Annotated in this window: 22 protein-coding genes and 2 pseudogenes; 11 read left to right on the plus strand and 13 right to left on the minus strand. The window is 71.2% G+C overall.

Annotated features, from left to right (window positions below; translation table 11 throughout):
* Nucleotides 1-83: 83 nt before the first annotated feature.
* The 5 genes from fabF to SMD11_RS23205 form a co-directional block, all read right to left on the minus strand.
* Nucleotides 84-1,346: a beta-ketoacyl-ACP synthase II gene (gene fabF / locus SMD11_RS23185; protein WP_087928263.1), complete on the minus strand. Its 1,263-nt coding sequence runs from the start codon at nucleotides 1,344-1,346 to the stop codon at nucleotides 84-86.
* Nucleotides 1,347-1,413: 67 nt separating this feature from the next.
* Nucleotides 1,414-1,659 carry an acyl carrier protein gene (locus SMD11_RS23190; RefSeq protein ID WP_087928264.1) on the minus strand — a complete coding sequence of 82 codons (246 nt, stop codon included), beginning with the start codon at nucleotides 1,657-1,659 and terminating at the stop codon, nucleotides 1,414-1,416.
* A gap of 93 nt (nucleotides 1,660-1,752) precedes the next feature.
* Nucleotides 1,753-2,799 (minus strand): ketoacyl-ACP synthase III, encoded by a 1,047-nt coding sequence (locus SMD11_RS23195; RefSeq protein ID WP_087928265.1) that lies wholly within the window; start codon nucleotides 2,797-2,799, stop codon nucleotides 1,753-1,755.
* 14 nt (nucleotides 2,800-2,813) lie between these two features.
* Nucleotides 2,814-3,779, minus strand: a complete 966-nt coding sequence (locus SMD11_RS23200; RefSeq protein WP_087928266.1) for an ACP S-malonyltransferase — start codon at nucleotides 3,777-3,779, stop codon at nucleotides 2,814-2,816.
* A gap of 89 nt (nucleotides 3,780-3,868) precedes the next feature.
* Nucleotides 3,869-5,053 (minus strand): PucR family transcriptional regulator, encoded by a 1,185-nt coding sequence (locus SMD11_RS23205; RefSeq protein ID WP_087928267.1) that lies wholly within the window; start codon nucleotides 5,051-5,053, stop codon nucleotides 3,869-3,871.
* 56 nt (nucleotides 5,054-5,109) lie between these two features.
* Here SMD11_RS23205 and SMD11_RS23210 point away from each other — a divergent pair, with 56 nt between their 5' ends.
* Nucleotides 5,110-5,805, plus strand: a complete 696-nt coding sequence (locus tag SMD11_RS23210; RefSeq protein ID WP_087928268.1) for a pirin family protein — start codon at nucleotides 5,110-5,112, stop codon at nucleotides 5,803-5,805.
* Nucleotides 5,806-5,914: 109 nt separating this feature from the next.
* On the opposite strand, the gene SMD11_RS23215 is transcribed toward SMD11_RS23210, so the two are convergent.
* The gene (locus SMD11_RS23215; RefSeq protein WP_087928269.1) at nucleotides 5,915-6,733 is read right to left on the minus strand and encodes a serine hydrolase domain-containing protein; all 819 of its coding nucleotides are present in this window, start codon (nucleotides 6,731-6,733) and stop codon (nucleotides 5,915-5,917) included.
* 131 nt (nucleotides 6,734-6,864) lie between these two features.
* Here SMD11_RS23215 and SMD11_RS23220 point away from each other — a divergent pair, with 131 nt between their 5' ends.
* A complete protein-coding gene (locus SMD11_RS23220; protein WP_234366447.1) occupies nucleotides 6,865-7,293 on the plus strand; it encodes a MerR family transcriptional regulator in 429 nt (142 codons plus the stop codon).
* Nucleotides 7,294-7,297: 4 nt separating this feature from the next.
* Complete coding sequence (locus tag SMD11_RS23225) at nucleotides 7,298-8,314, plus strand: aldo/keto reductase (RefSeq protein WP_087930689.1); 1,017 nt, start codon at nucleotides 7,298-7,300, stop codon at nucleotides 8,312-8,314.
* Nucleotides 8,315-8,414: 100 nt separating this feature from the next.
* Here SMD11_RS23225 and SMD11_RS23230 read toward each other — a convergent pair whose 3' ends face one another.
* The 5 genes and pseudogenes from SMD11_RS23230 to SMD11_RS23250 all read right to left on the minus strand — a co-directional run bounded on the left by SMD11_RS23230 (nucleotide 8,415) and on the right by SMD11_RS23250 (nucleotide 13,769).
* Complete coding sequence (locus tag SMD11_RS23230) at nucleotides 8,415-9,092, minus strand: response regulator (protein WP_087928271.1); 678 nt, start codon at nucleotides 9,090-9,092, stop codon at nucleotides 8,415-8,417.
* The gene (locus SMD11_RS23235) at nucleotides 9,089-10,402 is read right to left on the minus strand and encodes a sensor histidine kinase (protein ID WP_087928272.1); all 1,314 of its coding nucleotides are present in this window, start codon (nucleotides 10,400-10,402) and stop codon (nucleotides 9,089-9,091) included. Before SMD11_RS23235 ends, SMD11_RS23230 begins: the two co-directional genes overlap by 4 nt.
* A gap of 127 nt (nucleotides 10,403-10,529) precedes the next feature.
* Nucleotides 10,530-11,390, minus strand: a complete 861-nt coding sequence (locus SMD11_RS23240; protein ID WP_087928273.1) for a DUF4429 domain-containing protein — start codon at nucleotides 11,388-11,390, stop codon at nucleotides 10,530-10,532.
* Nucleotides 11,391-11,788: 398 nt separating this feature from the next.
* Nucleotides 11,789-13,011 (minus strand): annotated as a pseudogene (locus SMD11_RS23245) (alpha/beta hydrolase).
* Between the two features lie 98 nt (nucleotides 13,012-13,109).
* Nucleotides 13,110-13,769: a TetR family transcriptional regulator gene (locus tag SMD11_RS23250; RefSeq protein WP_087928274.1), complete on the minus strand. Its 660-nt coding sequence runs from the start codon at nucleotides 13,767-13,769 to the stop codon at nucleotides 13,110-13,112.
* A 118-nt stretch (nucleotides 13,770-13,887) separates the two neighbouring features.
* Between SMD11_RS23250 and SMD11_RS23255 the strand changes: the two are divergent.
* Both SMD11_RS23255 and SMD11_RS23260 read left to right on the plus strand, forming a co-directional pair.
* A pseudogene (locus SMD11_RS23255) lies at nucleotides 13,888-15,490 on the plus strand (MFS transporter); the annotation flags it as partial.
* Nucleotides 15,491-15,603: 113 nt separating this feature from the next.
* Entirely contained in the window at nucleotides 15,604-16,011 is a 408-nt protein-coding gene (locus tag SMD11_RS23260) for a peptidase inhibitor family I36 protein (RefSeq protein ID WP_087928276.1), read from the plus strand.
* A gap of 204 nt (nucleotides 16,012-16,215) precedes the next feature.
* Here SMD11_RS23260 and aceE read toward each other — a convergent pair whose 3' ends face one another.
* Nucleotides 16,216-18,948 (minus strand): pyruvate dehydrogenase (acetyl-transferring), homodimeric type, encoded by a 2,733-nt coding sequence (aceE, locus tag SMD11_RS23265; RefSeq protein ID WP_087928277.1) that lies wholly within the window; start codon nucleotides 18,946-18,948, stop codon nucleotides 16,216-16,218.
* A 493-nt stretch (nucleotides 18,949-19,441) separates the two neighbouring features.
* Between aceE and SMD11_RS23270 the strand changes: the two genes are divergently transcribed.
* The 6 genes from SMD11_RS23270 (at nucleotide 19,442) to SMD11_RS23295 (ending at nucleotide 24,051) form a co-directional block, all read left to right on the plus strand.
* On the plus strand, nucleotides 19,442-19,864 hold the full coding sequence (locus tag SMD11_RS23270; protein WP_087928278.1) for a DUF3052 domain-containing protein: 423 nt from the start codon (nucleotides 19,442-19,444) through the stop codon (nucleotides 19,862-19,864).
* Nucleotides 19,865-20,071: 207 nt separating this feature from the next.
* The gene (locus SMD11_RS23275) at nucleotides 20,072-20,530 is read left to right on the plus strand and encodes a peroxiredoxin (protein WP_087928279.1); all 459 of its coding nucleotides are present in this window, start codon (nucleotides 20,072-20,074) and stop codon (nucleotides 20,528-20,530) included.
* 222 nt (nucleotides 20,531-20,752) lie between these two features.
* A complete protein-coding gene (locus SMD11_RS23280) occupies nucleotides 20,753-21,328 on the plus strand; it encodes a TerD family protein (protein ID WP_087928280.1) in 576 nt (191 codons plus the stop codon).
* A 117-nt stretch (nucleotides 21,329-21,445) separates the two neighbouring features.
* Nucleotides 21,446-22,021, plus strand: a complete 576-nt coding sequence (locus SMD11_RS23285) for a TerD family protein (protein WP_087928281.1) — start codon at nucleotides 21,446-21,448, stop codon at nucleotides 22,019-22,021.
* 48 nt (nucleotides 22,022-22,069) lie between these two features.
* The gene (locus SMD11_RS23290) at nucleotides 22,070-23,200 is read left to right on the plus strand and encodes a DUF475 domain-containing protein (protein WP_087928282.1); all 1,131 of its coding nucleotides are present in this window, start codon (nucleotides 22,070-22,072) and stop codon (nucleotides 23,198-23,200) included.
* A gap of 104 nt (nucleotides 23,201-23,304) precedes the next feature.
* Complete coding sequence (locus tag SMD11_RS23295; protein WP_199844086.1) at nucleotides 23,305-24,051, plus strand: TerD family protein; 747 nt, start codon at nucleotides 23,305-23,307, stop codon at nucleotides 24,049-24,051.
* A 179-nt stretch (nucleotides 24,052-24,230) separates the two neighbouring features.
* Here SMD11_RS23295 and SMD11_RS23300 read toward each other — a convergent pair whose 3' ends face one another.
* Nucleotides 24,231-25,145 (minus strand): TerD family protein, encoded by a 915-nt coding sequence (locus SMD11_RS23300; RefSeq protein WP_087928283.1) that lies wholly within the window; start codon nucleotides 25,143-25,145, stop codon nucleotides 24,231-24,233.
* Nucleotides 25,146-25,163 lie beyond the last annotated feature (18 nt).

Here is a 25,163-nt window from a genome sequence, read left to right on the forward strand (position 1 = left end):
CAGGTCACACCGGGCGCGGGAAACGACAGCGGCCCGCCCCGGACGAACCGGGGCGGGCCGTTGCTGTGCGCGTGGGCGCGGGATCAGACCGAACGGAGCGCGAGGACCACGTTGTGGCCGCCGAACCCGAAGGAGTTGTTGATCGCCGCGATGGAGCCCTCGGGGAGCGGGCGGGGCTCGCCGCGGACGACGTCCGCGTCGATGTCCTCGTCCATCTCGTCGATGTTGATGGTCGGCGGGGCCACCCGGTGGTACAGGGCGAGGACGGTCGCGACCGTCTCGATGCCGCCGGCGCCGCCCAGCAGGTGACCGGTCATCGACTTGGTCGCGGAGATCGCGACGTGGTCGAGGTCGTCACCGAGGATCTTGCGGAGCGCCTTGACCTCGGCCGCGTCACCCTGCGGGGTGGACGTGGCGTGCGCGTTGAGGTGGACGACCTCGGACGGCTTGAGGTCCGTTGCGTCCAGCAGGTTCTGGAGGGCGGCGGCGATGCCGCGGCCCGTCGGCTCCGGCTGGGCGATGTGGTGGCTGTCGGCGGACAGGCCCTGGCCCAGCACCTCGCAGTAGACGCGGGCGCCGCGCCGGGCGGCGTGCTCGGCCGACTCCAGGATGACGACGCCGGCGCCCTCGCCGAGGACGAAGCCGTCACGGGCCTTGTCGTACGGGCGGGAGGCCTTCTCGGGCTCGTCGTTGTTCTTCGACATCGCCATCATGTTGGCGAAGGCCACGATGGGGAGGGGGTGGATGGCCGCCTCGGTGCCGCCGGCGACGACCACGTCGGCACGGCCGGTGCGGATCATCTCGACGGCGTAGCCGATCGCCTCGGCGCCGGACGCGCAGGCGCTGACCGGGGTGTGCACACCCGCCTGGGCGCCCACCTCCAGGCCGACGTTGGCGGACGGGCTGTTGGGCATCAGCATGGGCACGGTGTGCGGGGAGACGCGGCGGACGCCCTTCTCCTTGAGCACGTCGTACTGGTCGAGCAGGGTCGTCACACCGCCGATGCCGGAGGCGATGACGGTGCCGAGGCGCTCGGGCGCGACGGAGGGGTCCTCGCCGGCCTTGGCGGTGTAGCCCGCGTCGGCCCAGGCCTCACGGGCGGCGATCAGCGCGAACTGGGCCGACCGGTCCAGCTTGCGGGTGAGCGGGCGGGGCAGGACGTCCTCGGGGTCCACCGCCGCGCGGGCGGCGATGCGGACCGGGAGGTCGGCGAAGCGCTCGCCTTCGAGGGGGCGCGCGCCGGACCGGCCGGCGAGCATGCCTTCCCAGGTCGATGCGCTGTCGCCACCCAGCGGTGTGGTTGCGCCGATACCGGTGACGACCACGGTGCGATTGGTCGGGTTCACAGGAATTCTGTCTCCACGTTTAGAGGTGCTGGAACCGCCACCGCTGGGGTGGCGACGAACGCTCAGGTCAGCCCTGGTTCTTGAGGATGTACTCGGCGGCGTCGCCGACCGTCTTCAGGTTCTTGACGTCCTCGTCGGGGATCTTGACGTCGAAGCGCTCCTCAGCGGCGACGACGACCTCGACCATGGACAGCGAGTCGACGTCCAGGTCGTCGGTGAAGGACTTGTCCAGCTGGACGTCCTCGACCGGGATGCCGGCGATCTCGTTGACGATCTCGGCGAAACCCTTGACGATCTCTTCCTGGGTGGCCATATCGGCGCTCCTTCTATGTGCGGTGGAACTGCGTTATAGGAAACTGCTGTGCGATGACGCGCAGTGCGGCCGGGCCGGCTGCGTGGATCTCGCCTAGGGGAGGGTAACGACCGTGGCGGCGTAGACGAGACCCGCCCCGAACCCGATGACGAGCGCCGTGTCCCCGCTCTTCGCCGCCCCGGTGGCCAGGAGGCGCTCCATGGCCAGCGGGATGGAGGCCGCGGAGGTGTTGCCGGTGGTCTCCACGTCACGGGCGACCGTGACGGTGTCCGGCAGCTTGAGGGTCTTCACCATCGAGTCGATGATGCGCATGTTGGCCTGGTGCGGGATGAAGACGTCCAGCTCGTCGGCGCCGATGCCGGCCTCGTCCAGCGCCTGCTGGGCGACCTTGGCCATCTCGAAGACGGCCCAGCGGAAGACCGCCTGGCCCTCCTGGGTGATGGCCGGGAAGCGGATCTCCTCCAGCGCCTGCCGGGTCTCGGGGCCGCTGCCGCCGGGGACCGGCGTCGTGCGGTACTCGTCCCAGCCCACCGTCTGCTTGATGGTCCCGGACTTGTCGCCCTCCGAACCCCAGACCGTCGGGCCGATCGCCGGCTCCTTCGACGGGCCGACGACCACGGCGCCCGCGCCGTCGCCGAACAGGAAGGCCGTCGCGCGGTCCTCCAGGTCGGTCAGGTCGGACAGCCGCTCGACGCCGATGACCACGACGTACTCGGCGGAGCCCTCGACGACCATGCCCTTGGCGAGCGTCAGGCCGTAGCCGAAGCCCGCGCAGCCGGCCGAGATGTCGAAGGCCGCCGGCTTGCCGGCGCCGATCCGGTGCGCGATCTCGGTCGCGACCGCCGGGGTCTGGTGGAAGTGCGAGACCGTGGAGACGATCACGCCGCCGATCTGCTCGGGCCGCAGGCCCGCGTCGGCGATGGCCTTGCCGGCCGCCTCGACGGACATCGCGGCGACCGTCTCCTCGGGGCCCGCCCAGTGCCGGGTGGCGATGCCGGAGCGGGAGCGGATCCACTCGTCGGACGAGTCGATGTGCTTGAGGATCTCCTCGTTGGGAACCACCCGCGTGGGGCGGTAGCCGCCCACGCCGAGGATGCGCGCGTAGGGGGCGCCCTTGCTGGGCCTGATCTTCGCGGTCATGCTCTCGGGGCTCCTTATTCGGCCGGGGAGGCGGCCGGCGTAGCGGCGTCGGTGGCGTACTCGGCGATCAGAGCGCGGGCCGCATCGAGGTCGGCCGGGGTCTTGAGCGCGAGCGTCTTGACGCCGGGCAGGGCGCGCTTGGCGATGCCCACCAGGGTGCCGCCGGGGGCGAGCTCGATGATCGCGGTGACGCCGAGCTCCTTGAAGGTCTCCATGCACAGGTCCCAGCGGACCGGGTTGGCCACCTGGCCGACCAGCCGGCGGACGACGTCCTCGCCGGTGGTGACGACCGCGCCGTCCTTGTTGGAGACGTAGCGGGTGTGCGGGTCCGCGACCGTCAGCTCGCGCGCGGCCTCCTCCAGGGCCACCACGGCCGGGGCCATGTGGTGGGTGTGGAAGGCGCCGGCGACCTTCAGCGCGACGACGCGGCGGGTGCCCTCGGGCTTGTCCTCGGCCAGCGCCGCCAGCTGCTCGGCGGTGCCCGCGGCCACGATCTGGCCCGCGCCGTTGACGTTCGCCGGGGTCAGGCCGAGCTTCTCCAGGTGCGGCAGCACGACCTCGGGCTCACCGCCCAGCAGCGCCGACATGCCGGTCTCGGTGACGGCGGCGGCCTCGGCCATGGCCAGACCGCGCTTGCGCACGAGCTCCAGGGCGGCCTCGTCCGGCAGCACACCGGTCAGGGCGGCCGCGGCGAGCTCGCCGACGCTGTGCCCGGCGGCGGCGCCGACCAGGCGGGTCACGTCCTCGGCCGTCGCGAAGAGCTGCCGCGCGGAGAGCAGCGCGGAGGCCACCAGCAGCGGCTGGGCCACGGCGGTGTCGCGAATCTCGTCCGCGTCGGCGTTCGTGCCGTAGTGGACCAGGTCCAGGTCGATGGCGGCCGACCACTCACGGAGTCGGTCAGCGACACCGGGGAGGTCGAGCCAGGGAGTCAGGAAGCCGGGCGTCTGAGCGCCCTGGCCGGGAGCGACGAGTACGAGCACCCTCACACTCTCTCTCGTGGACGGCCTCGCCCACCCGTGAGGACAGGGACCAAGAACCGTCAGGGGAATTGTTGATGTTCGACAAAAGGCTAGGCGGACGTGTCGGCGTCTGCCAGACGGCCCAGGATGAGCGCGATCCGCAATGTGAAAGCGGAGCGCACATCGGACGGTGACCATCCGGTGACGTCCGTCACACGTCGGAGGCGGTATCTCACGGTGTTCGGGTGCACGAAGAGCATCCTCGCCGCACCCTCAAGGCTACTCGCCTGTTCCAGATAGACGCTCAGGGTCTCCAGCAGCGCCGAGCCCGCTTCCTCCAGCGGTCTGTAGATCTCCTCCACCAACTGCTCGCGGGCCGTGGCGTCGCCGGCCATCGCGCGCTCCGGAAGAAGATCGTCCGCCAGCACCGGGCGGGGCGCGTCCGGCCAGGCCGCGCAGGCCTTCAGACCGGCCGCCGCCGCCTGCGCGGAGCGGGTCGCCGCCAGCAGGTCGGAGACCACCGGACCGGCCACCACGGGACCGGCCGCGAACGGCCCGATCAGGGCCTTCGCCGCCTGGAGCGGATTGTCGGAGCCACCCGCGATCACCACCAGACGGTCCCCGAGCACCCCCGTCAGGACCTGGAGCTTGGCGTGCCGCGACGCCCGCCGGATCGCCTCGACCGTCAGCTCGCTGTCCCCGTTCGGGGCGGTGCCCAGCACCACCGCGACATGCGCCGGCGAGTTCCAGCCGAGGGCGGCCGCCCGGGACAGCGCCCCCTCGTCGGCCTCGCCCGACAGCACCGCGTTGACCACCAGCGACTCCAGGCGGGCGTCCCAGGCGCCGCGCGCCTCCGCCGCCTGGGCGTACACCTGCGCGGTGGCGAAGGCGATCTCCCGGGCGTAGACGAGCAGCGCCTCGCGCAGCACCGACTCGTCGCCCGGGGCGGCGACCTCGTCGATCGCCGACTCCATGACCTCGATGGTGGTGCGCACCATCTCCACCGTCTGGCGCAAAGTGATCGCCCGCGTCAGCTCGCGCGGGGCCGTGCCGAAGACATCCGTGCTGATCGCCTGGGGGGTCTCCGGATGCCGGAACCACTCGGTGAAGGCCGCGATGCCCGCCTGGGCGACCAGGCCGATCCAGGAGCGGTTCTCCGGGGGCATCGCCCGGTACCACGGCAGCTGGGCGTCCATCCGGGCGATGGCGGCGGCGGCCAGCGTTCCGGCGGACTTCTCCAGGCGGCGCAGGGTGGCGCTGTGCGGATGCGGGGTGTTAGCGGCGGGTTCAGGCACGGGACAAGCCTGCCTTATTCGCGTCCCGAGCGGGGTCGCCGGGCTACCGTAGCCCGATGACGCACGTGCGACGCGCCGTACAGCGCGCCGGGGAGCGCTTCCCCGGCGGGGACCCCGAGGCCGGCATCGAGACCTGGCACGCCTTCTCCTTCTCGGGCTTCTACGACCCCGACAACGTCCGGTTCGGGCCCCTCGCCGCCTGCAACGAGGAGCACCTCGCGGCCGGTGCGGGCTTCGCGATGCACCCGCACCGCGACGTCGAGATCGTCACCTGGGTCGTCGAGGGCGAGCTCACCCACGAGGACTCGGCGGGCCACGCCACGGTCGTACGGCCGGGGGACCTCCAGCGCCTCAGCGCGGGATCGGGCGTGCGGCACTCGGAACGCAACGAGTCGGCGGGCCCGCTCCGCTTCGTACAGATGTGGCTCACCCCTTCGGATTACGGCGGCGAACCGTCGTACGAGGTGGTGCGGGGCGTCTCCGAGAGCACGCCGTACGCCCTGGCGCGGGCGGACGCGGTGCTGCACGTACGGCGGGCGGGCGACGGGGGGACGATCGCGCTGCCGGACGCGCCGTGGGTGTACGTGCATGTGGTGCGGGGGGTGGTGCGGGTGGAGGCCGGCGGGTCTTCGGAGGCGCTGTCCGCGGGGGACGCGGTGCGGGTGCTCGATGCCGAGGGTGTGGTGGTGGGGGTCGAGGTGGCGGCGGAGCTGCTGGTGTGGGAGATGCACGCGGAGCCGCGGTTCGGGTGAGCGGGCTTCGGGCGGGGGAGAGGGGCTTTCCCCTACCCGCCCCTTCCCGAACGTCCTCAAACGCCGGACGGGCTGAAAATCAGCCGCCCGGCGGTCGAGACGCTCCGGATCAAGCCGCGCCGAGCTCCGCCAGGACCGCGTCCGTCAGGGGCGGCCATGCCTCCACCGCCCACGGGCCGAACGGGCGGTCCGCCAGGGCGACGCACGCCGCGCCCGCCTCCGGGTCCACCCACAGGAACGTGCCCGACTGGCCGAAGTGCCCGAACGTCCGGGGCGACGACGACGCGCCCGTCCAGTGCGGCGACTTGCCGTCGCGGATCTCGAAGCCGAGGCCCCAGTCGTTGGGGCGCTGGTGCCCGTACCCCGGCAGGACGCCGGTCAGGCCCGGGAAGGCCACCGACGTCGCCTCGTCCAGCGTCGTGCGCGACAGCAGCCGCGGCGCCTGGAGCTCGGCCGCGAAGCGGGCCAGATCGTCGACGGTCGAGACGCCGTCCTTGGCCGGAGAGCCCGGAAGGTCCGTCGCCGCCATGCCGAGCGGCTCCAGCACGGCCTCCCGCAGGTACTCCGGGAACGGGATGTCCGTCGCCTTGGCGATATGGTCGCCGAGCACCTCGAAGCCGGCGTTGGAGTACAGCCGCCGGGTCCCCGGCTCGGCCATCGGCCGGTGCTCGTCGAACGCCAGGCCCGAGGTGTGCGCGAGCAGGTGCCGGACCGTGGAACCCTCGGGACCGGCCGGCTCGTCCAGCTCGACCGCGCCCTCCTCGACCGCCAGCAGCGCGGCGTACGCGGCGAGCGGTTTGGTGACGGAGGCGAGCGGGAATCGGTGGCCGGTCGGCCCGTAGGACCCCGCCGTACTGCCGTCGGACCGGACGACCGCCGCGGCGGCGGTGGGGACCGGCCAGTTTTCGATCATGCGCAGGCTCTCCATGGCAAGGAGCCTAACCCGGCCGGGAATCACCTCCGGATCTCGCTTGCCTGGAGTGCACTCCAAGTCTCTAGCGTGGGGGCATCGCGAAGGCACGAGGGGGAAATCGCATGACCGTGACGGACCGTGTACCGATGTCGGTGCGCGCTTGCAGCCAGCTCGACCGGCAGCGGCGCCCGCAAGGGCGCGACCGCTACACGATCAGCGAGGTCGTCGACTACACCGGGCTCAGCGCCCACACCCTGCGCTGGTACGAGCGCATCGGACTGATGCCGCACGTGGACCGCTCGCACACCGGCCAGCGCCGCTACACCGACAAGGACCTGGACTGGCTGGACCTGGTGGGCAAGCTGCGGCTGACCGGGATGCCGGTCGCCGACATGGTCCGCTACGCCCAGCTCGTCCGGGAGGGCGACCACACCTTCGCCGAGCGGGAGCGCCTGCTGAGCGCGCACCGCGAGGACGTACGACGGCGCATCGCCGAGCTGCACAGCACGCTCGACGTCCTCGACTACAAGATCGACATCTATGCCGCCCGCCGCCGGGCGTCCGAAGGGGTCTGAGCACATGAGCAACGACAAGATATCCACCGTCGCCCTGGGGAACGGCGGCCCGCAGGTCGGCGTGCAGGGCCTCGGCTGCATGGGCATGACCTACGCCTACGGACCCACCGACGAGACCGAGGCGCGGGCCACGCTGGACCGGGCCCTGGAGCGCGGCGTCACCCTCTTCGACACCGCCGACGTCTACGGCCACGGCCGCAACGAGGAGTTCATCTCGCCGTTCGTCCGGGCGCACCGGGACGAGATCACGCTGGCCACGAAGTTCGCCATCGAACGGCGCGAGGAGGACCCCTCGTTCCAGCGGATCCGCAACGACCGCGCGTACATCCGCGCCTCCGTCGAGGGCAGCCTGCGCCGCCTCGGCGTCGACCACATCGACCTCTACTACATGCACCGCCGCGACGTGGAGGTGCCGATGGAGGACACCGTCGGCGCCATGGCGGAGCTGGTCGCGGAGGGCAAGGTCGGCCACCTCGGGCTCAGCGAGGTCTCGCCGGGCGAGCTGCGTACGGCGCACGCGGTGCATCCCATCGCCGCCGTGCAGTCGGAGTGGTCGCTTTTCAGCCGTGACGTGGAGCAGGGCGTCGTCGGCACGGCCGCGGAGCTGGGCATCGCCTTCGTGCCCTACTCGCCGCTCGGCCGCGGCTTCCTGACGGGCAGTTTCGTCCAGGCGGACACCGAGCTGACGAGCGACGACTGGCGCCGCCGGCAGCCGCGCTTCATCGGTGAGAACGCGGCGGCCAACGCGGCCCTGCTGGAGCCGGTGCGGCGGATCGCCGGGGAGCGCGGGGCGACGCCCGCTCAGATCGCGCTGGCGTGGGTCCAGCAGCGGGCCCGGGTGCACGGCCTGGCCGTGATCCCGATCCCGGGGACGCGGCGCCGCTCGCGCATCGAGGAGAACCTGGCGGCGATCAGCATGGAGCTGACGGCGGCGGAACTGGCGGAGCTGGAGCCGATCGCGGACAAGGTCGCCGGCGGGCGCTACGCGGACATGTCGTTCACGGCGGTGGGCCGGGAGTAGCGGGGGCGGCGGGCCCTGGGAGGGACCTTGGGGCCCCGCGGTGAGAGGGCCGTCGGCCTTCTCACCGTCAGGCGCCGCGCGCCGGGAGACCGGCGCCCCCTCACCGCCCTCCCGGGGACACCAGCCCCGACTCGTACGCGAAGATCACCGCCTGGGCCCGGTCACGGAGATCCAGCTTCGCCAGCACCCGCCCGATGTGCGTCTTCACCGTCTGCTCCGCCAGCACCAGCGACCCCGCGATCTCCTGGTTCGAGAGCCCCCGCGCGATGAGTTCGAGGACCTCCGTCTCCCTCGGCGTCAGGCCGTTGAGGCGGAGGGACGGGTCCCGGCGGGTGGCGGGGCGCTGCCGGGCGAAGTCGGCGATGAGGCGGCGCGTGACGGACGGCGCGAGCAGCGCCTCGCCTGCGGCGACGACCCGGACGGCCGAGATCAGATCGGCCGGGGGCGCGTCCTTGAGGAGGAACCCCGAGGCGCCCGCGCGCAGCGCCTCGTAGACGTAGTCGTCGACGTCGAAGGTGGTGAGCATCAGCACCTTCGGGCGGTGCGTGACGCCCGGTGGCGGGTCGAGGAGCCGCCGGGCGGCCTCCAGGCCGTCCATCTCCGGCATCCGGACGTCCATCAGGACGACGTCCGGGTGCGTGCGGCGGCTCACCTCCACACCCTGCCGGCCGTCCGGCGCGTCGCCGACGACGTCGATGTCGGCCTGTGCCGCGAGCAGCGCGGCGAACCCCGCGCGGACCATGGCCTGGTCGTCGACGATGATCACCTTGATGGTCATGCGGTGGGGAGTTCCTCTTCTGTGGTGAACGGGAGCCGGGCCGCCACCCGGAAGCCGCCGTCCGGCAGCGGGCCGGTGTCGAGCGTGCCGCCGACCAGGCGGACGCGCTCGCGCATGCCGACCAGACCGTGGCCCGTGCCACTGGTCTCCAGTGGCGGAGTGTCGTTCTCCGGGGCGGTGTTGACGACCAGGACCATCAGGCCGCCCCGGTCCCGGTCGACGGAGACCGACACCCGCGTCGCCGCGCCCGGGGCGTGCCGGACGACATTGGCGAGGGCCTCCTGCGTGATGCGGTAGGCCGACAGGTCCACGGTCTGCGGGAGCGCGTCCGGCAGCGGATCCGGCATCGACAACCTCACCGGCAGCCCGGCCCGGACCGTCGCCTCGACCAGCTGCGGGATCCGCTCGACGCCCGGCTGCGGCGCCCGCTCGCCCCCGCCCGCCTCGCCGGAGGCGTCCTCGCTGCGCAGCACGCCCAGCAGGCGCCGCATCTCCGTGAGCGACTCGCGCGCCGTGGCCGCGATCGTCGCGAACTCCTCCCGCGCCTCGGGCGGCAGGCCGGTCAGCCGGTACGGGGCGCTGTCCGCCTGCACGGTGATCACGGACATGTGGTGGGCGACGACGTCGTGCAGCTCGCGGGCGATCCGGGTGCGCTCCTCCAGCAGGGTCCGCCGGGCCCGCTCGGCCTCGCTGATCGTCTCCTGCTCGGCCAGCGCCCGCTGGGCGTCGCCGCGTTCGCGCAGCGCGCCGGCGATGATCAGCACCACGCCGGCCAGCACGAGCGTCGTCACCGAGATGACGGAGCTCCGCTCGGGCGAGACGTATGCGAGGGCGACGGTCGCGAGGGCCGTCAGGGTCCAGACGGCGACGAGGGTGCGCCGCCGCTCGCGCAGCCCGAGGAGGAGCAGCAGCAACAGCATGCCGATGATCTCCATGGGCGGCCAGGGCCAGGGGCGGCCCTCGCGCGCGGGCACGGTGAGCAGCGCCAGCGCCCCGGCGACGTCGGCGGTGAAGACGACGGCCCAGGCCAGCAGCGGCCGCCGGACGGCGAGGAACAGCGGGACGGCCTGGAGCAGCGCCAGCACGAGGGCGATGTCGGAGTGGAGCCGGTAGTCCTGGGACAGGACCGTGGCCGTGGTGCCCAGCAGGACGACGGCGAACGCCCCGGTGACGACGTACGGCAGGGCCCGTACGAAGCGTCGCCGGGACCGGCCGAGCAGCGGTACGGGCGGGCCGGCGGGCGTGAGGACGTCGCGCGCGAAGGCGAGCGGGGACGGCCGGGAGGCGGTGGCGCGGGGTGACTGGGACATGGCTGTCTCAGCCTAGATGCCCTGGTCAGGAGGGGCGTCACCCCGGAGTGCCGGTTTCCGGGTCATACCGCGGTATCAGCGGTACGGGCCGGTGCCACGGCCCGTGCGGGCGGCCGTCCGGTGCCGGCTACAGCTCGGCCAGCAGCTCCGCCTTCTTGGCGCTGAACTCGTCGTCGGTGAGCAGGCCCGCGTCGTGCAGCGCGCCCAGGTGGCGGATGCGGTCGGCGATGCCGCCCGGGTCGGGGCGGGGCGCGGGGATCCGGGCCGGGGGGACGCCGCGCGCCCCGGCGCGGACGGCCGCCTGGACCGCGGCGGCGAAGGGCAGCGACTCATGGACGAGGCCGTAGCCCATGCCGAAGACGACGGCCGCCGGGTCCTGGTCGGCCGGGCCGGGCGACCGGGGGTCCGCGTCGCGCGGTACGAGCCGCAGGTGGCCGCCGGCGATCTCGGGGGAGCGCCACTCGACGCCCGCCAGCTCACCGACCGCGAACCGCTGGTCGCCGGCCTTCCACTTGGCGGAGGAGGCGCCCGTCCAGAACCAGCGGAAGGCGACGGACGCGCCGTCGAAGGACGCCTTGCCGTCGTAGGCCTTGAAGGACAGGGGCGCCGCCGGGGCGGCCACGAGGTGGCGCTCGGCGGGTTCGTCCGCGGCGGGGCCGAGCGCGGCGCGTATCTCGTCGGCGTAGTACTCGGCGAGGGCGTCGCGCTCGGCGGGCAGCACCAGACGGTAGGGGTCGCAGGCCTCCTTGAGCTGGCCGCCGGCGACGTCCATCAGCGGATCGGCGCCCGGTCTGGGCACAGCGCGCAGCACCACCGTGCCGCGCTTCCCCGGGGCCTGCTCGACGGCCGCGAGTGCCTCGTAGGGGATGCGCCGCTCACCGAGCGCCTGGAGCAGCCTCGGTGTGCGGATCCCCCGTTCGAAGCGGATGAGCACGGAGTCGGTGTCGAACTCCCAGGCGGCGTGGAAACCGGCCAGCACATCACCCATGCGGCTCATCGTATGCGGCGGGGGGCTGTGCGTCCCCCCTCCGGGCGGGATGCGCTACGCGCGTCGCGGGGGTGTTGAAGTGGAATGACGGGTGCCGGTGGGGGTGCGGGTGGGTGCGGGGTGCCGCTGCGCGGGGCCTTTCCCCAGCCCCGCCCCTTCCCGGAACCGGGGGCAAGCCCCCGGGCCCCCGTTCCGCGCTCCGCGCGGTGGCCTCAATCGCCGGCCGGGCTTGATTTCGCCCGGTTCCGGGCGAGAACTCAGCCCGTCTGGGGGCACCTCCCAGCGGTAGCTGGGGGAGTTTGAGGACCGGGGTCCGGGGCGGAGCCCCGCACGCGGCGGAGCCGCACATCGGATGCAGCGGGAAGGGGCGGGGCTGGGGAAAGCCCCCGGCAGGGCGGTCAGACCAACCCGTCCGCGCAGCCCTCCGCACCCTTCGCGCAGACGACCGCCCCCGAACCCGCCACCCCGATCGCCGCGAAGTTCGCCAGACTCGTCGTCCCCGGTTCGAAGTACCCGCCGTGCCCGTCCGCCCCCTCCGCCGAGAGCAGGCGCGCGCCGAAGGCCGGGGAGACCGGGTCCGCGCCGTGGCCGAGGCCGCCGACCTCCAGGTGGGGGACGTCCTGGATCCAGTCGTCGGCGTTGCGCATCGCCCAGATCCGGGCGCCGGTGCGCAGCTCGGAGACGTGCTCGGCGCGCATGCCGGGGCTGCCGGCGACGGCGACGTCCGTGACGCGCGGGGAGATGTCGCGGACGGCGACCCCGCAGACCACCGAGCCGTAGCTGTGGCAGAAGAGTGAGACGGGGGAGGTGCCGGGCAGGGCCCCGACCAGGGCGCGCAGCCGGAGGGCGCCCTCGGCGGCGAGCTTGCCGGTGGCCGCGTCCATGCCGACGCCGGCGGGGGTGGTGTAGTCGTCCCAGGCGATGACGGCCGTCCTGGTGCCGGCGGAGGCCTTCCGCTCGGCCGCGTGGAGGGAGCGGGCCATGCCCACCGGGGCGGTGTAGGCGCGCTGGGTCTTCTCGAAGGTCAGGACGTTGGTGTCGACGCCGGGCACCACGACGGAGACCCGCTCGGCCCGGTCGAGGTCGCCGATGACCTCGGCGACGCGGCCGGCGCCGCCGGGGTCGAAGGCGAGGATCTGCCGGCCGTCACCCATCAGCGACTCGAAGCGGTGCATCCGGCGGGCCGCCTCGCGGCGGCCCACGGGGGTCAGCCCGCTCTCGCCCATGCGGTGTTTCTCGACCGCGCGGGCCCGGTCCAGGGCCACGCGGTTGGCGGCGTAGCGCAGGGGCACGGGGGCGCCGTTGAGATTGCCCACGACGAGGGGTAGCGCTCCGCGAGCCCGTCGCGCTCGGCGCCGGTGAGCGAGCCGAAGAACCGGGCCAGGACGTCCGGACCGGCCCCGGGGGAGGGGAGCGGCCGGCCGCCTATGGAGCCGTGCAGCCAGGACTGGAGGGATCTCGACCGCGCGTCGCCGGTCGCCGCGTGACCTCTGACGGCCGTCCAGCCGGTCGTCGCGAGCATGACGAACACGACCGCCAGCGCCAGCAGCGCACGCCACACGGCGGCCGTGGTCGTCCAGGGAACGGAGGAGGGGGAGCCGAGCTCCGGGAAAGAAGTCACCGCGGACCAGCGTAGGAGAAAGCCGGTTGGGTCCGGGAAGTCAGTGAGCTATCTCACGTTTGAATGAGGGCAATTGCTCGCACCCAGGTGATTCGCGATCAGGTGCGCCAATTTTCCGCCAACGCCGGGCCGAGCTGGTCCAGATGGTCGGCGATGATGCGCCGCAGCTCCGTCATCCCGGCGCCGCCCTGCTCGCCCCAGATCCGGCCCGTCACGCGCATCACACCGCCGAAGGCCGCGAGCAGCACCCGGGGCCGGGGATCCGTCGCGAGGTCCAGCCCCTCGCGGCGGGCGATCTCGTGCGCGAGCCGCTCCTCCACCTCGGACAGCCTGCGCAGATGGACGGCGAGCAGCGCGGGGGTGGACTCGATCATGCGGTACGTCCCCATGTGCAGCTCCAGCGGGACGACCGAGCCGACGCTCTCGCCCAGGCGGTCCCAGGAGGTCAGCACCGCTCCGCGCAGCGCGGCGAGCGGGGACTCGGCGGCCGGGCGCTCGCGCAGGGCGGCGCAGAAGGACGACTCCACGGAGTCCTGGAGCGCGAAGGCGACCTCCTCCTTGCCCGCGAAGTAGCGGAAGAAGGTGCGGGGGGAGACGTCCGCGGCCTCGGCGATGGCGTCGACGGTGGTCCGCTCGTAGCCCTGGAGCGCGAAGAGCTCCAGGGCGCACCGGATCAGGGTGTCCCGCGTGCGCCGCTTCTTGCGCTCGCGCAGACCGGGCGGGGCGGTCCGGGAGCCCGCGTCCTCGATGGCGTGCATGGGGATTCGCCTCTCCTCCGACGCATTTCCGCTGTTCAGGATAGACATGAGCAGATTTGACAGATACCGACTCCTGCACATGTTTGTCAATTGTCAGACGCTGCCATAATCTCGAAATATGACGTCTCAGACCACCGTCGCCGACGCGACGCCGGATCTCGGGCCCCGAAAGGGTTTACGGGGCCATCCCTGGCTGACACTCTTCTCCGTCGCGATAGGCGTGATGATGGTCACGCTCGACGGCACCATCGTCGCTATCGCGAACCCCGCGATCCAGAAGGACCTGGGGGCCTCGCTGGCCGACGTCCAATGGATCACCAACAGCTACCTCCTCGCCCTCGCGGTGGCCCTGATCACCGCCGGCAAGCTGGGTGACCGCTTCGGTCACCGGCTGACCTTCCTGATCGGCACGACCGGCTTCGCCGTCGCGTCCGGCGCCATCGCCCTCTCCGACAGCGTCTCGATGGTCGTCGCCTTCCGCGTCGTCCAGGGCCTGTGCGGCGCCCTGCTGATGCCGGCCGCGCTCGGACTGCTCCGGGCGGCGTTCCCGCCCGCGAAGCTCAACATGGCCATCGGCATCTGGGGCATGGTGATCGGCGCCTCGACGGCCGCCGGCCCGATCCTCGGCGGTGTGCTCGTCGAGCATGTGAACTGGCAGTCGGTCTTCTACGTCAACGTGCCCGTCGGCGTCCTCGCGCTCGTCGTCGGCGTGCTCATCCTCAAGGACCACCGCCCCGAACAAACGTCGAGCTCCTTCGACATCCTCGGCATCGTCCTGCTCTCCGCCGCGATGTTCTGCCTGGTGTGGGCGCTCATCAAGGCGCCCGCCTGGGGCTGGGGCGACACCCGCACCCTGCTGTACCTCGCCGGGGCGATCGTCGCGTTCGTCCTCTTCACCCTCTGGCAGGCCAAGGTCCGGGAGCCCCTGCTGCCCCTGAGCCTGTTCCGCTCCCTGCCGCTGACCGCCGGCACGATCCTGATGGTGCTGATGGCCTTCGCCTTCATCGGCGGCCTGTTCTTCGTCACCTTCTATCTCCAGAACGTGCACGGGATGACGCCGGTGGACGCCGGTCTGCACATGCTGCCGCTCACCGGAATGATGATCATCGGGTCGCCGACCGCCGGCGCGGTCATCACCAAGATCGGCCCGCGGATCCCGATGGTCGCCGGCATGCTCTTCGCCGCCGCCGCGTGCTTCGGCATGGCCACCCTGGAGCCGGACTCCGGATCCGTCGCGATGTCCGTGTGGTTCGGGCTCTTCGGCCTCGGCCTCGCGCCGGTGGTGGTCGGCGCGACCGAGGTCATCGTGGGCAACGCCCCCATGGAGCACGCCGGCCTGGCCGGCGGACTCCAGCAGGCCGCCATGCAGGTCGGCGGCTCGCTGGGGACGGCCGCCCTGGGCGCCGTGATGGCCGCCCGGGTGGACAACCTGCTGCCCGAGCGGTGGGCCGAGGCGGGCCTTCCGAAGGGCACCCCGGAGCAGATGGCCCAGGCGTCCGACGCCGTCGCCGTCGGCATGGCCCCCGTGCCGCCGAAGGCGCCGCCCGAGCTCGCCCAGCGGATCTCCGATGTCGCCCATGACACTTTCGTGTCAGGCATGGGCCTGGCCTTCACCGTCGGCGGGTGCGTCGGACTGCTCGCCGCCGTGTGCGCGCTGTTCACCAAGCGCGGCGCGAACGCCGAGGCCGGCGCCGGCGCCGCGCACGTCTGACGGTCCCGGCGCTTTCCCCTATCCGGACACAAGAGGGCCCCGCGGTGCGGGGCCCTCTTGGCATCGGTGATCACCCCCGCCAGGATGCGGTGTGCGACACAGTCGACACAGGGAGTGAAGCCCATGCGTACGATCCACGCTGTTTCCGCCCGGATCACCGCCCGGATCACCGCCGGGACCGCCACGGTGACCGCCGCCGCCTGCCTGGCCCTGCTCGCCGCGCCCGCCGCGGAGGCCGTGGGCAAGGGACGGCTCGGCCAGTGCGCCGCCGGGCAGCTGTGCCTCTGGACGAAGCCCGGCTTCCACGGCACCCGCGCCACCAGCGAACTCGCGGACATCTCCATCGAGAGCTGCGTCACCTTACCGGCGGGCGCGACGGCGTCGTCCCTCGCCAACCGCACGGGTCGCCCCGTCACCGCGTACCAGAGCGCCACGTGCGGCGAGACGGGTGAGTTCGACACCTATCCGTCCGGGACGTGGGTGCCGGAGACGGCCTACGTCGTGCGCGCGTACAAGGTCTGGGAGCACTAGAGGTTCCGGCGGATCTTTCCCCTACCCGCCCCTTCCCGAATGTCCTCAAGCGCCGGACGGGCTGAAATCAGCCCGTCCGGGACGTCTCCCCGGGGAGGTCGAGGGCCCGGGGCCGGGAACCGCCGGACGCGCCGGTGCCCCGGCCAGCGGATTGCTGGCCGGGGCACCGGCGAGGAACGACGGGCTACCGCCCGGTGCGGACGACTACGCGTCGCCGCCCGCGGCGCCCGGGTCGGCCGCCGTGACGTCCAGGAGCTGGTAGCGGTCCACGGCCTGCTTCAGCGCCGAGCGGTCGATCTTGCCCTCCTTGGCGAGCTCGGTGAGCACCGCCAGGACGATCGACTGCGCGTCGATGTGGAAGAAGCGACGGGCCGCGCCACGCGTGTCCGCGAAGCCGAAGCCGTCCGCGCCCAGCGACTGGTACGTGCCCGGCACCCAGCGCGAGATCTGGTCCGGCACCGCGCGCATCCAGTCGGACACGGCGACCTTCGGACCCTCGGCGCCCTGGAGCTTGGAGGTGACGTACGGCACGCGCATCTCCTCCTCGGGGTGCAGGAGGTTGTGCTCCTCCACCTCGATGGCGTCGCGGCGCAGCTCGTTCCAGGAGGTCGCCGACCAGACGTCCGCCTTGACGTTCCACTCCTCGGCGAGGATCTTCTGGGCCTCGATCGCCCACGGCACCGCGACACCGGAGGCGAGGATCTGGGCCGGGATCGCGCCCTTCTCGCCCTGCGCGAAGCGGTACAGACCCTTGAGGATGCCGTCGGCGTCCACGTCCGCCGGCTCGGCCGGGTGCTGGATCGGCTCGTTGTAGACGGTCAGGTAGTAGAAGACGTCCTCGGCGTTCTCGCCGTACATCCGGCGCAGACCGTCCTTGACGATGTGCGCCATCTCGTAACCGAACGCGGGGTCGTAGGAGACGACACCCGGGTTGGTGGACGCCAGCAGCTGCGAGTGGCCGTCCGCGTGCTGGAGACCCTCACCGGTCAGCGTCGTACGACCGGCGGTCGCGCCCAGCACGAAGCCGCGCGAGAGCTGGTCGGCCATCTGCCAGAACTGGTCACCGGTGCGCTGGAAACCGAACATCGAGTAGAAGACGTAGACCGGGATCAGCGGCTCGCCGTGCGTCGCGTAGGCCGAGCCCGCCGCGATCAGCGAGGCCGTGCAGCCCGCCTCGGAGATGCCGTCGTGCAGCATCTGGCCGGTCGGCGACTCCTTGTACGCGAGCAGCAGCTCGCGGTCCACGGACTCGTACTGCTGGCCCAGCGGGTTGTAGATCTTCGCCGACGGGAAGAACGCGTCCATACCGAAGGTGCGGTACTCGTCGGGGGCGATCAGCACGAAGCGCTTGCCGATCTCCTTGTCCCGCATGAGGTCCTTCAGGATGCGGACGAACGCCATGGTGGTGGCGATCGACTGCTGGCCGGAGCCCTTCTTCGCGGTCGCGTAGACCTTGTCCTCCGGGAGGGCCAGCGGCTTCGACCGCACGACACGGGTCGGCACATAGCCACCCAGCGCCTTCCGGCGGTCGTGCATGTACTGGATCTCCTCCGAGTCGCGACCCGGGTGGTAGTACGGCGGCAGGCCGGACTCCAGCTCCTTGTCGGCGACCGGGATGTGGAGGCGGTCACGGAAGCGCTTGAGGTCCTCGACCGTGAGCTTCTTCATCTGGTGGGTCGCGTTGCGGCCCTCGAAGTTCGGACCCAGGGTCCAGCCCTTGACCGTCTGCGCGAGGATCACGGTCGGCTGGCCCTTGTGCGCCTTGGCCGCCGCGTACGCCGCGTAGATCTTCTTGTGGTCGTGGCCACCGCGGCCCAGGTGCAGGATCTGGTCGTCGGTCATGCCCTCGACCATCTTCCGCAGACGCTGGTCGTCGCCGAAGAAGTGGTCACGGATGTACGCACCGGTCTCGGTGGCGTACGTCTGGAACTGACCGTCGGGGGTGCTGTTGAGCTTGTTGACCAGGATGCCGTCCCGGTCCTGCGCCAGCAGCGGGTCCCAGGAGCGGTCCCAGACGAGCTTGATGACGTTCCAGCCGGCGCCGCGGAACTGCGACTCCAGCTCCTGCATGACCTTGCCGTTGCCGCGCACCGGGCCGTCGAGGCGCTGGAGGTTGCAGTTGACGACGAAGGTCAGGTTGTCCAGGCCCTCACGGGCGGCGATGGACAGCTGGCCGAGCGACTCGGGCTCGTCCATCTCGCCGTCGCCCAGGTACGCCCACACGTGGGACTTGGAGGTGTCGGCGATGCCGCGCGCCTCCATGTAGCGGTTCATCCGCGCCTGGTAGATCGCGCCGAGGGGGCCGAGGCCCATCGAGACGGTCGGGAACTCCCAGAAGTCCGGCATGAGCCGCGGGTGCGGGTAGCTGGAGAGGCCGTAGGGCGCCTTGGACTTCTCCTGGCGGAAGGAGTCCAGGTGCCGCTCGGAGAGCCGGTCCAGCAGGAACGCGCGGGCGTAGATGCCCGGGGAGGCGTGGCCCTGGAAGAAGATCTGGTCGCCGCCGTCGCCCTCGTCCTTGCCGCGGAAGAAGTGGTTGAAGCCCACGTCGTACAGCGAGGCGGAGGAGGCGAAGGTGGCGATGTGACCGCCGACACCGATACCGGGACGCTGCGCCCGGGAGACCATGACGGCCGCGTTCCACCGGGTCGCGTTCAGGACCTTGCGCTCGATCTCCTCGTTGCCGGGGAAGAACGGCTCGTCCTTGGTCGCGATGGTGTTGACATAGTCAGTGCTGCGCATCTCGGGCACGGCCACGCGCTTCTCGCGTGCGCGCTCGATCAGGCGAAGCATGAGGTAGCGGGCACGTTCCCGGCCTCGCTCATCGACGGCTGCGTCGAGCGAGTCGAGCCACTCCTGGGTTTCTTCGGGATCGAAGTCAGGGACCTGGCTGGGAAGGCCGCCAATGATGATCGGGTTGCGATCGGATCCGGAAGCCACGCTGTTCCTTCGCTGTTCGGGTCGTGTCGTGCTCTGCACGCATTCGATGCGCACGCGGGCAAACGCTGTCTCTGGTGCTGCCTCTGGCTATGTCGCGCGCGCTCCCATCGTGGACCGCGACAGCGAAAACGTCATCTCTACTGGGCGGTAACCACCGCTTCGCGAGACGACAAGGCGAGGACCGGCCGACTTTCGACGGCCAAATCGCAACCATACGCCCCCTATGGGGGTCGTTCGTGTACGGCCGTTCGGGCCTGATTGCCGCAATCCGGCGGTGCGGCTCGGCAAACCCGGCAGAATACTGTGGCGTGAATCACTCGCCCGTGCTCTTCCGTCGTTGGAGTTGCGGCGAGACGGCCGCTTCCGTCACCGTTTCGGCGGTCTCGATGGCCGGGTACTTGCGCGAACCGCCCGGCACGTGTGGACTACCGCCAATGCCTCGCGTATGCGAGGAACACAAGACACTTTCTCGAAAGATGACAGGAGGCAATCCGTGAGCGCGACCGCGGACCACGCGGAGGAGCGGACCAACCCTGCCGCCAGGCTGGGTTTCCAGCCCGGACAGGTGGTCCAGGAGATCGGCTACGACGACGATGTCGATCAGGAGCTCCGCGAGGCCATTGAGGAGATCACCGGCCAGGACCTCGTCGACGAGGACTACGACGACGTGGCCGACGCCGTCGTCCTCTGGTTCCGTGACGATGACGGCGACCTGACGGACGCGCTCGTGGACGCCATCGGCATGCTGGAGGACGGCGGGGACATCTGGCTGATGACCCCGAAGACCGGCCGCGACGGCTACATCGAGCCGAGCGACATCAGCGAGGCGTCCCAGACCGCGGGCCTGAGCCAGACCAAGAGCGTCAGCGTGGCCAAGGACTGGACGGGCACCCGCATGGTTGCCCCCAAGCGCTGACGCCTCCGTAGCCGAAAACCGCCACCGCGCCCCCCGGCGCTCCCTCCCGGCCAAGGCCGGGAAGGCCCGCTCCGGGGGGCGCGGTGCGTGGTGCGCCGGCGCGCAGTGACACACTGGCCGCCTACCCGCCGGTGGCCGGGGTCGCGGGAGGGAGCGACTCGCCCAGCGCCCAGGGACCGGCTCCTGTCGAGAGAGGGAAGCGAATCCATGGCGATCGATGTCGGCACCAAGGCTCCGGACTTCGAGCTGAAGAACCAGCACGGCGAGACCGTCCGGCTCTCCGACTTCCGCGGCGAGAAGAACGTCGTCCTGCTCTTCTACCCCTTCGCCTTCACCGGTGTGTGCACCGGCGAGCTGTGCGCCCTGCGCGACGAGCTGCCGAAGTTCGCCAACGACGACACGCAGCTGCTGGCCGTCTCCAACGACGCCCCGTTCTCCCTGCGCGTCTTCGCCGAGCAGGAGGGCCTGGACTACCCGCTCCTCTCCGACTTCTGGCCGCACGGCGCCACCAGCCGCGACTACGGCGTCTTCGACGAGGAGAAGGGCTGCGCGGTGCGCGGCACCTTCATCATCGACAAGGAGGGCGTGGTCCGCTGGACCGTCGTCAACGGGCTGCCCGACGCGCGCGACCTGAACGAGTACACCGCGGCACTCGCGGCCCTCTGAGTCCCTCGCCGAACCCGTTTCCGTAACTTTTTCCCAGACACCCGGGGTTCTCGTCCGGCCGATGTTCGGCCGTCCGCGCACTCCGGGTACGGTCCGCGTGCAAGAAGCCTGTAATCGGTGGGAACCGGTCACTAGGATCCAAACGTTGATCGGATGCCATCGCACAACGGGGGCACAGGTCTCGCCGAATGGTTCCGGCCCCCTCGAACCAATGGAGGACTCGTGGGAGTCAGTCTCAGCAAGGGCGGCAACGTCTCGCTGACCAAGGCGGCCCCCAACCTGACCGCGGTCATCGTCGGTCTCGGCTGGGACGCCCGTACCACCACCGGTACGGACTTCGACCTGGACGCCAGCGCGCTGCTGACGAACGACCAGGGCAAGGTCGCCAACGACCAGAACTTCGTCTTCTTCAACAACCTCAAGAGCCCCGACGGTTCCGTCGAGCACACCGGTGACAACCTCACCGGTGAGGGCGAGGGCGACGACGAGGCCATCAAGGTCAACCTGGCCGGGGTGCCCGCCGACGTCCACAAGATCGTGTTCCCGGTCTCGATCTACGAGGCCGAGGGCCGCCAGCAGAGCTTCGGCCAGGTGCGCAACGCCTACATCCGCGTCGTGAACCAGGCCGACAACACCGAGCTCGCCCGCTACGACCTCAGCGAGGACGCCTCGACCGAGACCGCCATGGTCTTCGGCGAGCTGTACCGCAACGGCGCCGAGTGGAAGTTCCGGGCCATCGGCCAGGGCTACGCCTCGGGTCTGCGCGGCATCGCGCAGGACTTCGGCGTCAACGTCTGACCGGCACATCCGACGGCGTCCGGCGCCGCACGCCCGCCCATGGCACGGCCATGGGCACCGGCGTGCGGCGCCGGACGTACATCGAGACCTTTTCCAACCCGGGGAGGAACAGAAAACATGGGCGTCACGCTCGCCAAGGGAGGCAATGTCTCCCTCTCCAAGGCCGCACCGAACCTCACCAATGTGACCATCGGTCTCGGCTGGGACGCGCGCTCCACCACCGGAGCCCCCTTCGACCTCGACGCCAGCGCCCTGCTGTGCGCCTCGGGCCGGGTGCTGGGGGACGAGTACTTCGTCTTCTACAACAACCTCAAGAGCCCCGAGGAGTCCGTCGAGCACACCGGTGACAACCTCACCGGCGAGGGCGACGGCGACGACGAGTCGATCCTGGTCGACCTCAGCAAGGTCCCGGCGGCCTGCGACAAGATCGTCTTCCCGGTCTCCATCCATGACGCCGATGCCCGCGGCCAGAGCTTCGGCCAGGTCAGCAACGCCTACATCCGGGTCGTCAACCAGGCCGACGGATCCGAGCTCGCCCGCTACGACCTCAGCGAGGACGCCTCCAGCGAGACCGCGATGATCTTCGGCGAGGTCTACCGCTACGGCGGCGAGTGGAAGTTCCGGGCGGTCGGACAGGGGTACGCGTCGGGCCTGCGCGGCATCGCTCTAGACTTCGGGGTCAACGTTTCGTAAAGCCGCGCACCGCGCGGGGGACCCCGTACTTACACGATTGGGTGGCCAGTGGTTCTGAAAACCTTCGGCTGGTCCTTTGGCGTCACCGCCCTGGGACTGGTTGCAGCGGTGTTCTACGGGGGGTGGGAAGCGTTCGGGATCGTCGCGATCCTGTCCATCCTCGAGATCTCCGTCTCCTTCGACAACGCCGTGGTCAACGCCGGAATCCTCCAGAAGATGAATGCCTTCTGGCAGAAGATCTTCCTGACCATCGGTGTCCTGATCGCTGTCTTCGGTATGCGGCTCGTCTTCCCGGTGGTGATCGTGGCGATCAGCGCCAAGATCGGCCCCATCGAGGCGGTCGACCTCGCGCTGAACGAAAAGGAGCGCTACCAGGAGCTGGTGACCGACGCCCACCCGGCCATCGCGGCCTTCGGTGGCATGTTCCTGCTGATGATCTTCCTCGACTTCATCTTCGAGGACCGTGACATCAAGTGGCTCGGCTGGATCGAGCGGCCGCTGGCCAAGCTCGGCAAGGTCGACATGCTGTCGGTCTGCATCGCGCTGATCATCCTGCTGGTCTCGGCGATGACCTTCGCCACGCAGGCGCACCAGCACGGCGGCACACACGTCGACAAGGCGGCCACGGTGATGCTCGCGGGCATCGCGGGTCTGATCACCTACCTGATCGTGGGCGGGCTCTCCAGCTACTTCGAGGACAAGCTCGAGGAAGAGGAGGAGCGCGAGCACGAGGCGGAGGAAGAGGCGAAGAAGGCCGGCAAGAAGAAGCCGGCGATCGTGCTGGCCGGCCAGGCCGCGTTCTTCATGTTCCTCTACCTCGAGGTCCTGGACGCGTCCTTCTCCTTCGACGGCGTCATCGGCGCCTTCGCCATCACCAACGACATCGTCCTGATGGCGCTGGGCCTGGGCATCGGTGCCATGTACGTACGTTCGCTCACGGTCTACCTGGTCCGTAAGGGAACCCTGGACGACTACGTCTACCTGGAGCACGGCGCGCACTACGCCATCGGCGCGCTGGCCGTGATCCTCATGATCAGCATCCGCTTCGAGGTCCCCGAGATCGTCACCGGCCTCATCGGCGTCGGCCTCATCGGCTGGTCCTTCTGGTCCTCGGTGCGCCGCAACCGGGCCATCGCCGCCGGTGCGGGGGAGAAGGCGGAAGTCTCCTCCGGGGTGTGACCCTGGCACATTTGAGGAACGCTCTGATCGGGGCGGTCGTGAGGGTCACCTCACGGCCGCCCCTTTCGCGGTCGGCGCTCGAATGGGGTGGGGGTTTCATGGCCATGGCGATCTGGGACAAGTTCCTCGGCGGCTGGGGACGGCCGGGCACACAGCAGCTCGACTTCGGCGGCGCCAGCGGCGCGGTCGAGCTCACCAAGCGTCATCCCACCTTCTCCCTCACCAAGCAGGGCGCCGTCACCGGAAACCTCCGGGTGAACCTCTCCTGGCGGATGCGCACCTCCTCGGACTTCGGCGAGCGGGCCTCGCTGAGCGAGGGCCTGCGCCACCCGCTGAAGAAGTTCCGGCCCGAGATGGTGCAGGCGCAGGGCCCGGCGTTCGTCAACGTGGACCTGGACCTCGCCTGCATGTACGAGCTCCAGGACGGCTCGAAAGGCGTGGTCCAGCCCCTCGGCTCGATACTGGGCAGCCTCAACAGTCCGCCGTACGTCCAGCTCAGCGGTGACGACAGGTTCGGCTCGGGTTCGGGCGAGACCATCTACGTCAACATGGACCACCACGCCGAGATCAAGCGACTGCTGATCTTCGTCTACATCTATGACGGCACCCCGGCGTTCGACCGTACGCACGCGATGGTCACGCTCTACCCCGGCAACGGCCCCCGGATCGAGATCGCACTCCACGAGCGCGCCCCGGAGGCCCGGTCGTGCGCCGTGGTGATGCTGGAGAACAACAAGGGGGAGATCACGCTGCGGCGTGAGATGAAGTACGTGTACGGCTTCCAGGCGGAGCTGGACCGGCTGTACGGGTGGGGACTCCAGTGGGGGCGGGGGTACAAGACGAAGGTGTGAGCCGGGTCCTCCCGGGACTCCGCCCCGGCCCTCCTCGCCGGATCGGTTCGCAGTGGCAGCCTGGGCCTTCCGGCGGAAGGCGGCCTGCGTTTGAGGCCACCGCGCGGTGGCGCGGCCGGGGGCCGGGGGGCTCGCCCCCGGCCGGGAAGGGGCGGGGCCGGGGAAAGCCCCGCAGGGCCCTACCGGTTCGACTGGAACTGCGGCCCCTGCGGCGGCAGCCGGAACCCCGGATCCGGCACCGGCCGGGCCTGCGGATACCCGTAGGCCGGCTGCGCCGCGGGCTGCTGCGGATACCCGTACGCGGGCTGTGCCGGCTGCGCGGGAAGCACCGGCGGAGCCGGCGGCATCGGAGGCGGCGGCGGATACCCGTACCCGGACTGTGACTGCGACTGCGGGGCGGCCGGAGCCGGCTCCGGATCGGGCGACGGCGCGGGTGAGGGCGCGGGTGAGGGCCCGGGCACGGTCGCGGGCTCGGCCGCGGCGGGCTCCGACGGCACCGCCCCGGTATCCGTCCCACCGGTGCCGGCGGCCTCGCCGCCCTCCTCCTCGTCGACCGAGATCCCGAACTCCGTGGCCAGTCCCACCAGCCCGGACGCGTACCCCTGCCCCAGGGCCCGGAACTTCCAGCCGTCGCCGCGCCGGTAGAGCTCGCCGCAGATCATGGCGGTCTCCGAGCCCGTCTCCGGCTGGACCTCGAAGCGCGCGAGGGCCTCGCCGGCCCGGCCGCCGGCCGCCGCGATGTCGTACAGCAGCACGCACAGGTCCGGGACCAGCCCGAAGGGGCCGCCGTCCGCGGACGCGGCGAGCACGACGCGGTCGACGGCGGGCTCCAGCGCCGCGAGGTCGGCCTCGATCGCGTCCGTCGCGCCCTCGACCAGCCGTTTCTTCGCGAGGTGGCGGACGGCGCCGGACGGGTGGCGGGGCTGGTTGTAGAAGACGAAGTCCTCGTCGGAGCGCACCCGGCCGCCGCCGTCCACCAGGAGTGCGGAGGCGTCCACGTCCGGGACGCCCGGCCCGGGGGTCCAGCGCAGTACGGCCCGTACGTTCCGGGCGTCCAGCGGGATGTTCGACCCCTTCGGCATGGCGTGCGTCATGCCGCAATCCTGCCCTCC

The organism is Streptomyces albireticuli (assembly GCF_002192455.1).
Lineage (GTDB): Bacteria > Actinomycetota > Actinomycetes > Streptomycetales > Streptomycetaceae > Streptomyces > Streptomyces albireticuli_B.

Excerpts from the sequence above, each read along its gene's own strand:
- SMD11_RS23285 (WP_087928281.1), top strand. The coding sequence starts at position 21,446 with ATGGGCGTCACGCTCGCCAAGGGAGGCAATGTCTCCCTCTCCAAGGCC.
- SMD11_RS23220 (WP_234366447.1), top strand. The coding sequence starts at position 6,865 with ATGTCGGTGCGCGCTTGCAGCCAGCTCGACCGGCAGCGGCGCCCGCAA.
- SMD11_RS23230 (WP_087928271.1), bottom strand. The coding sequence starts at position 9,092 with ATGACCATCAAGGTGATCATCGTCGACGACCAGGCCATGGTCCGCGCG.
- SMD11_RS23260 (WP_087928276.1), top strand. The coding sequence starts at position 15,604 with ATGCGTACGATCCACGCTGTTTCCGCCCGGATCACCGCCCGGATCACC.
- SMD11_RS23235 (WP_087928272.1), bottom strand. The coding sequence starts at position 10,402 with ATGTCCCAGTCACCCCGCGCCACCGCCTCCCGGCCGTCCCCGCTCGCC.
- SMD11_RS23275 (WP_087928279.1), top strand. The coding sequence starts at position 20,072 with ATGGCGATCGATGTCGGCACCAAGGCTCCGGACTTCGAGCTGAAGAAC.
- SMD11_RS23195 (WP_087928265.1), bottom strand. The coding sequence starts at position 2,799 with ATGACCGCGAAGATCAGGCCCAGCAAGGGCGCCCCCTACGCGCGCATC.
- SMD11_RS23300 (WP_087928283.1), bottom strand. The coding sequence starts at position 25,145 with ATGACGCACGCCATGCCGAAGGGGTCGAACATCCCGCTGGACGCCCGG.
- SMD11_RS23210 (WP_087928268.1), top strand. The coding sequence starts at position 5,110 with ATGACGCACGTGCGACGCGCCGTACAGCGCGCCGGGGAGCGCTTCCCC.
- SMD11_RS23225 (WP_087930689.1), top strand. The coding sequence starts at position 7,298 with ATGAGCAACGACAAGATATCCACCGTCGCCCTGGGGAACGGCGGCCCG.
- SMD11_RS23295 (WP_199844086.1), top strand. The coding sequence starts at position 23,305 with ATGGCGATCTGGGACAAGTTCCTCGGCGGCTGGGGACGGCCGGGCACA.
- SMD11_RS23250 (WP_087928274.1), bottom strand. The coding sequence starts at position 13,769 with ATGCACGCCATCGAGGACGCGGGCTCCCGGACCGCCCCGCCCGGTCTG.
- SMD11_RS23215 (WP_087928269.1), bottom strand. The coding sequence starts at position 6,733 with ATGGAGAGCCTGCGCATGATCGAAAACTGGCCGGTCCCCACCGCCGCC.
- SMD11_RS23240 (WP_087928273.1), bottom strand. The coding sequence starts at position 11,390 with ATGGGTGATGTGCTGGCCGGTTTCCACGCCGCCTGGGAGTTCGACACC.
- SMD11_RS23190 (WP_087928264.1), bottom strand. The coding sequence starts at position 1,659 with ATGGCCACCCAGGAAGAGATCGTCAAGGGTTTCGCCGAGATCGTCAAC.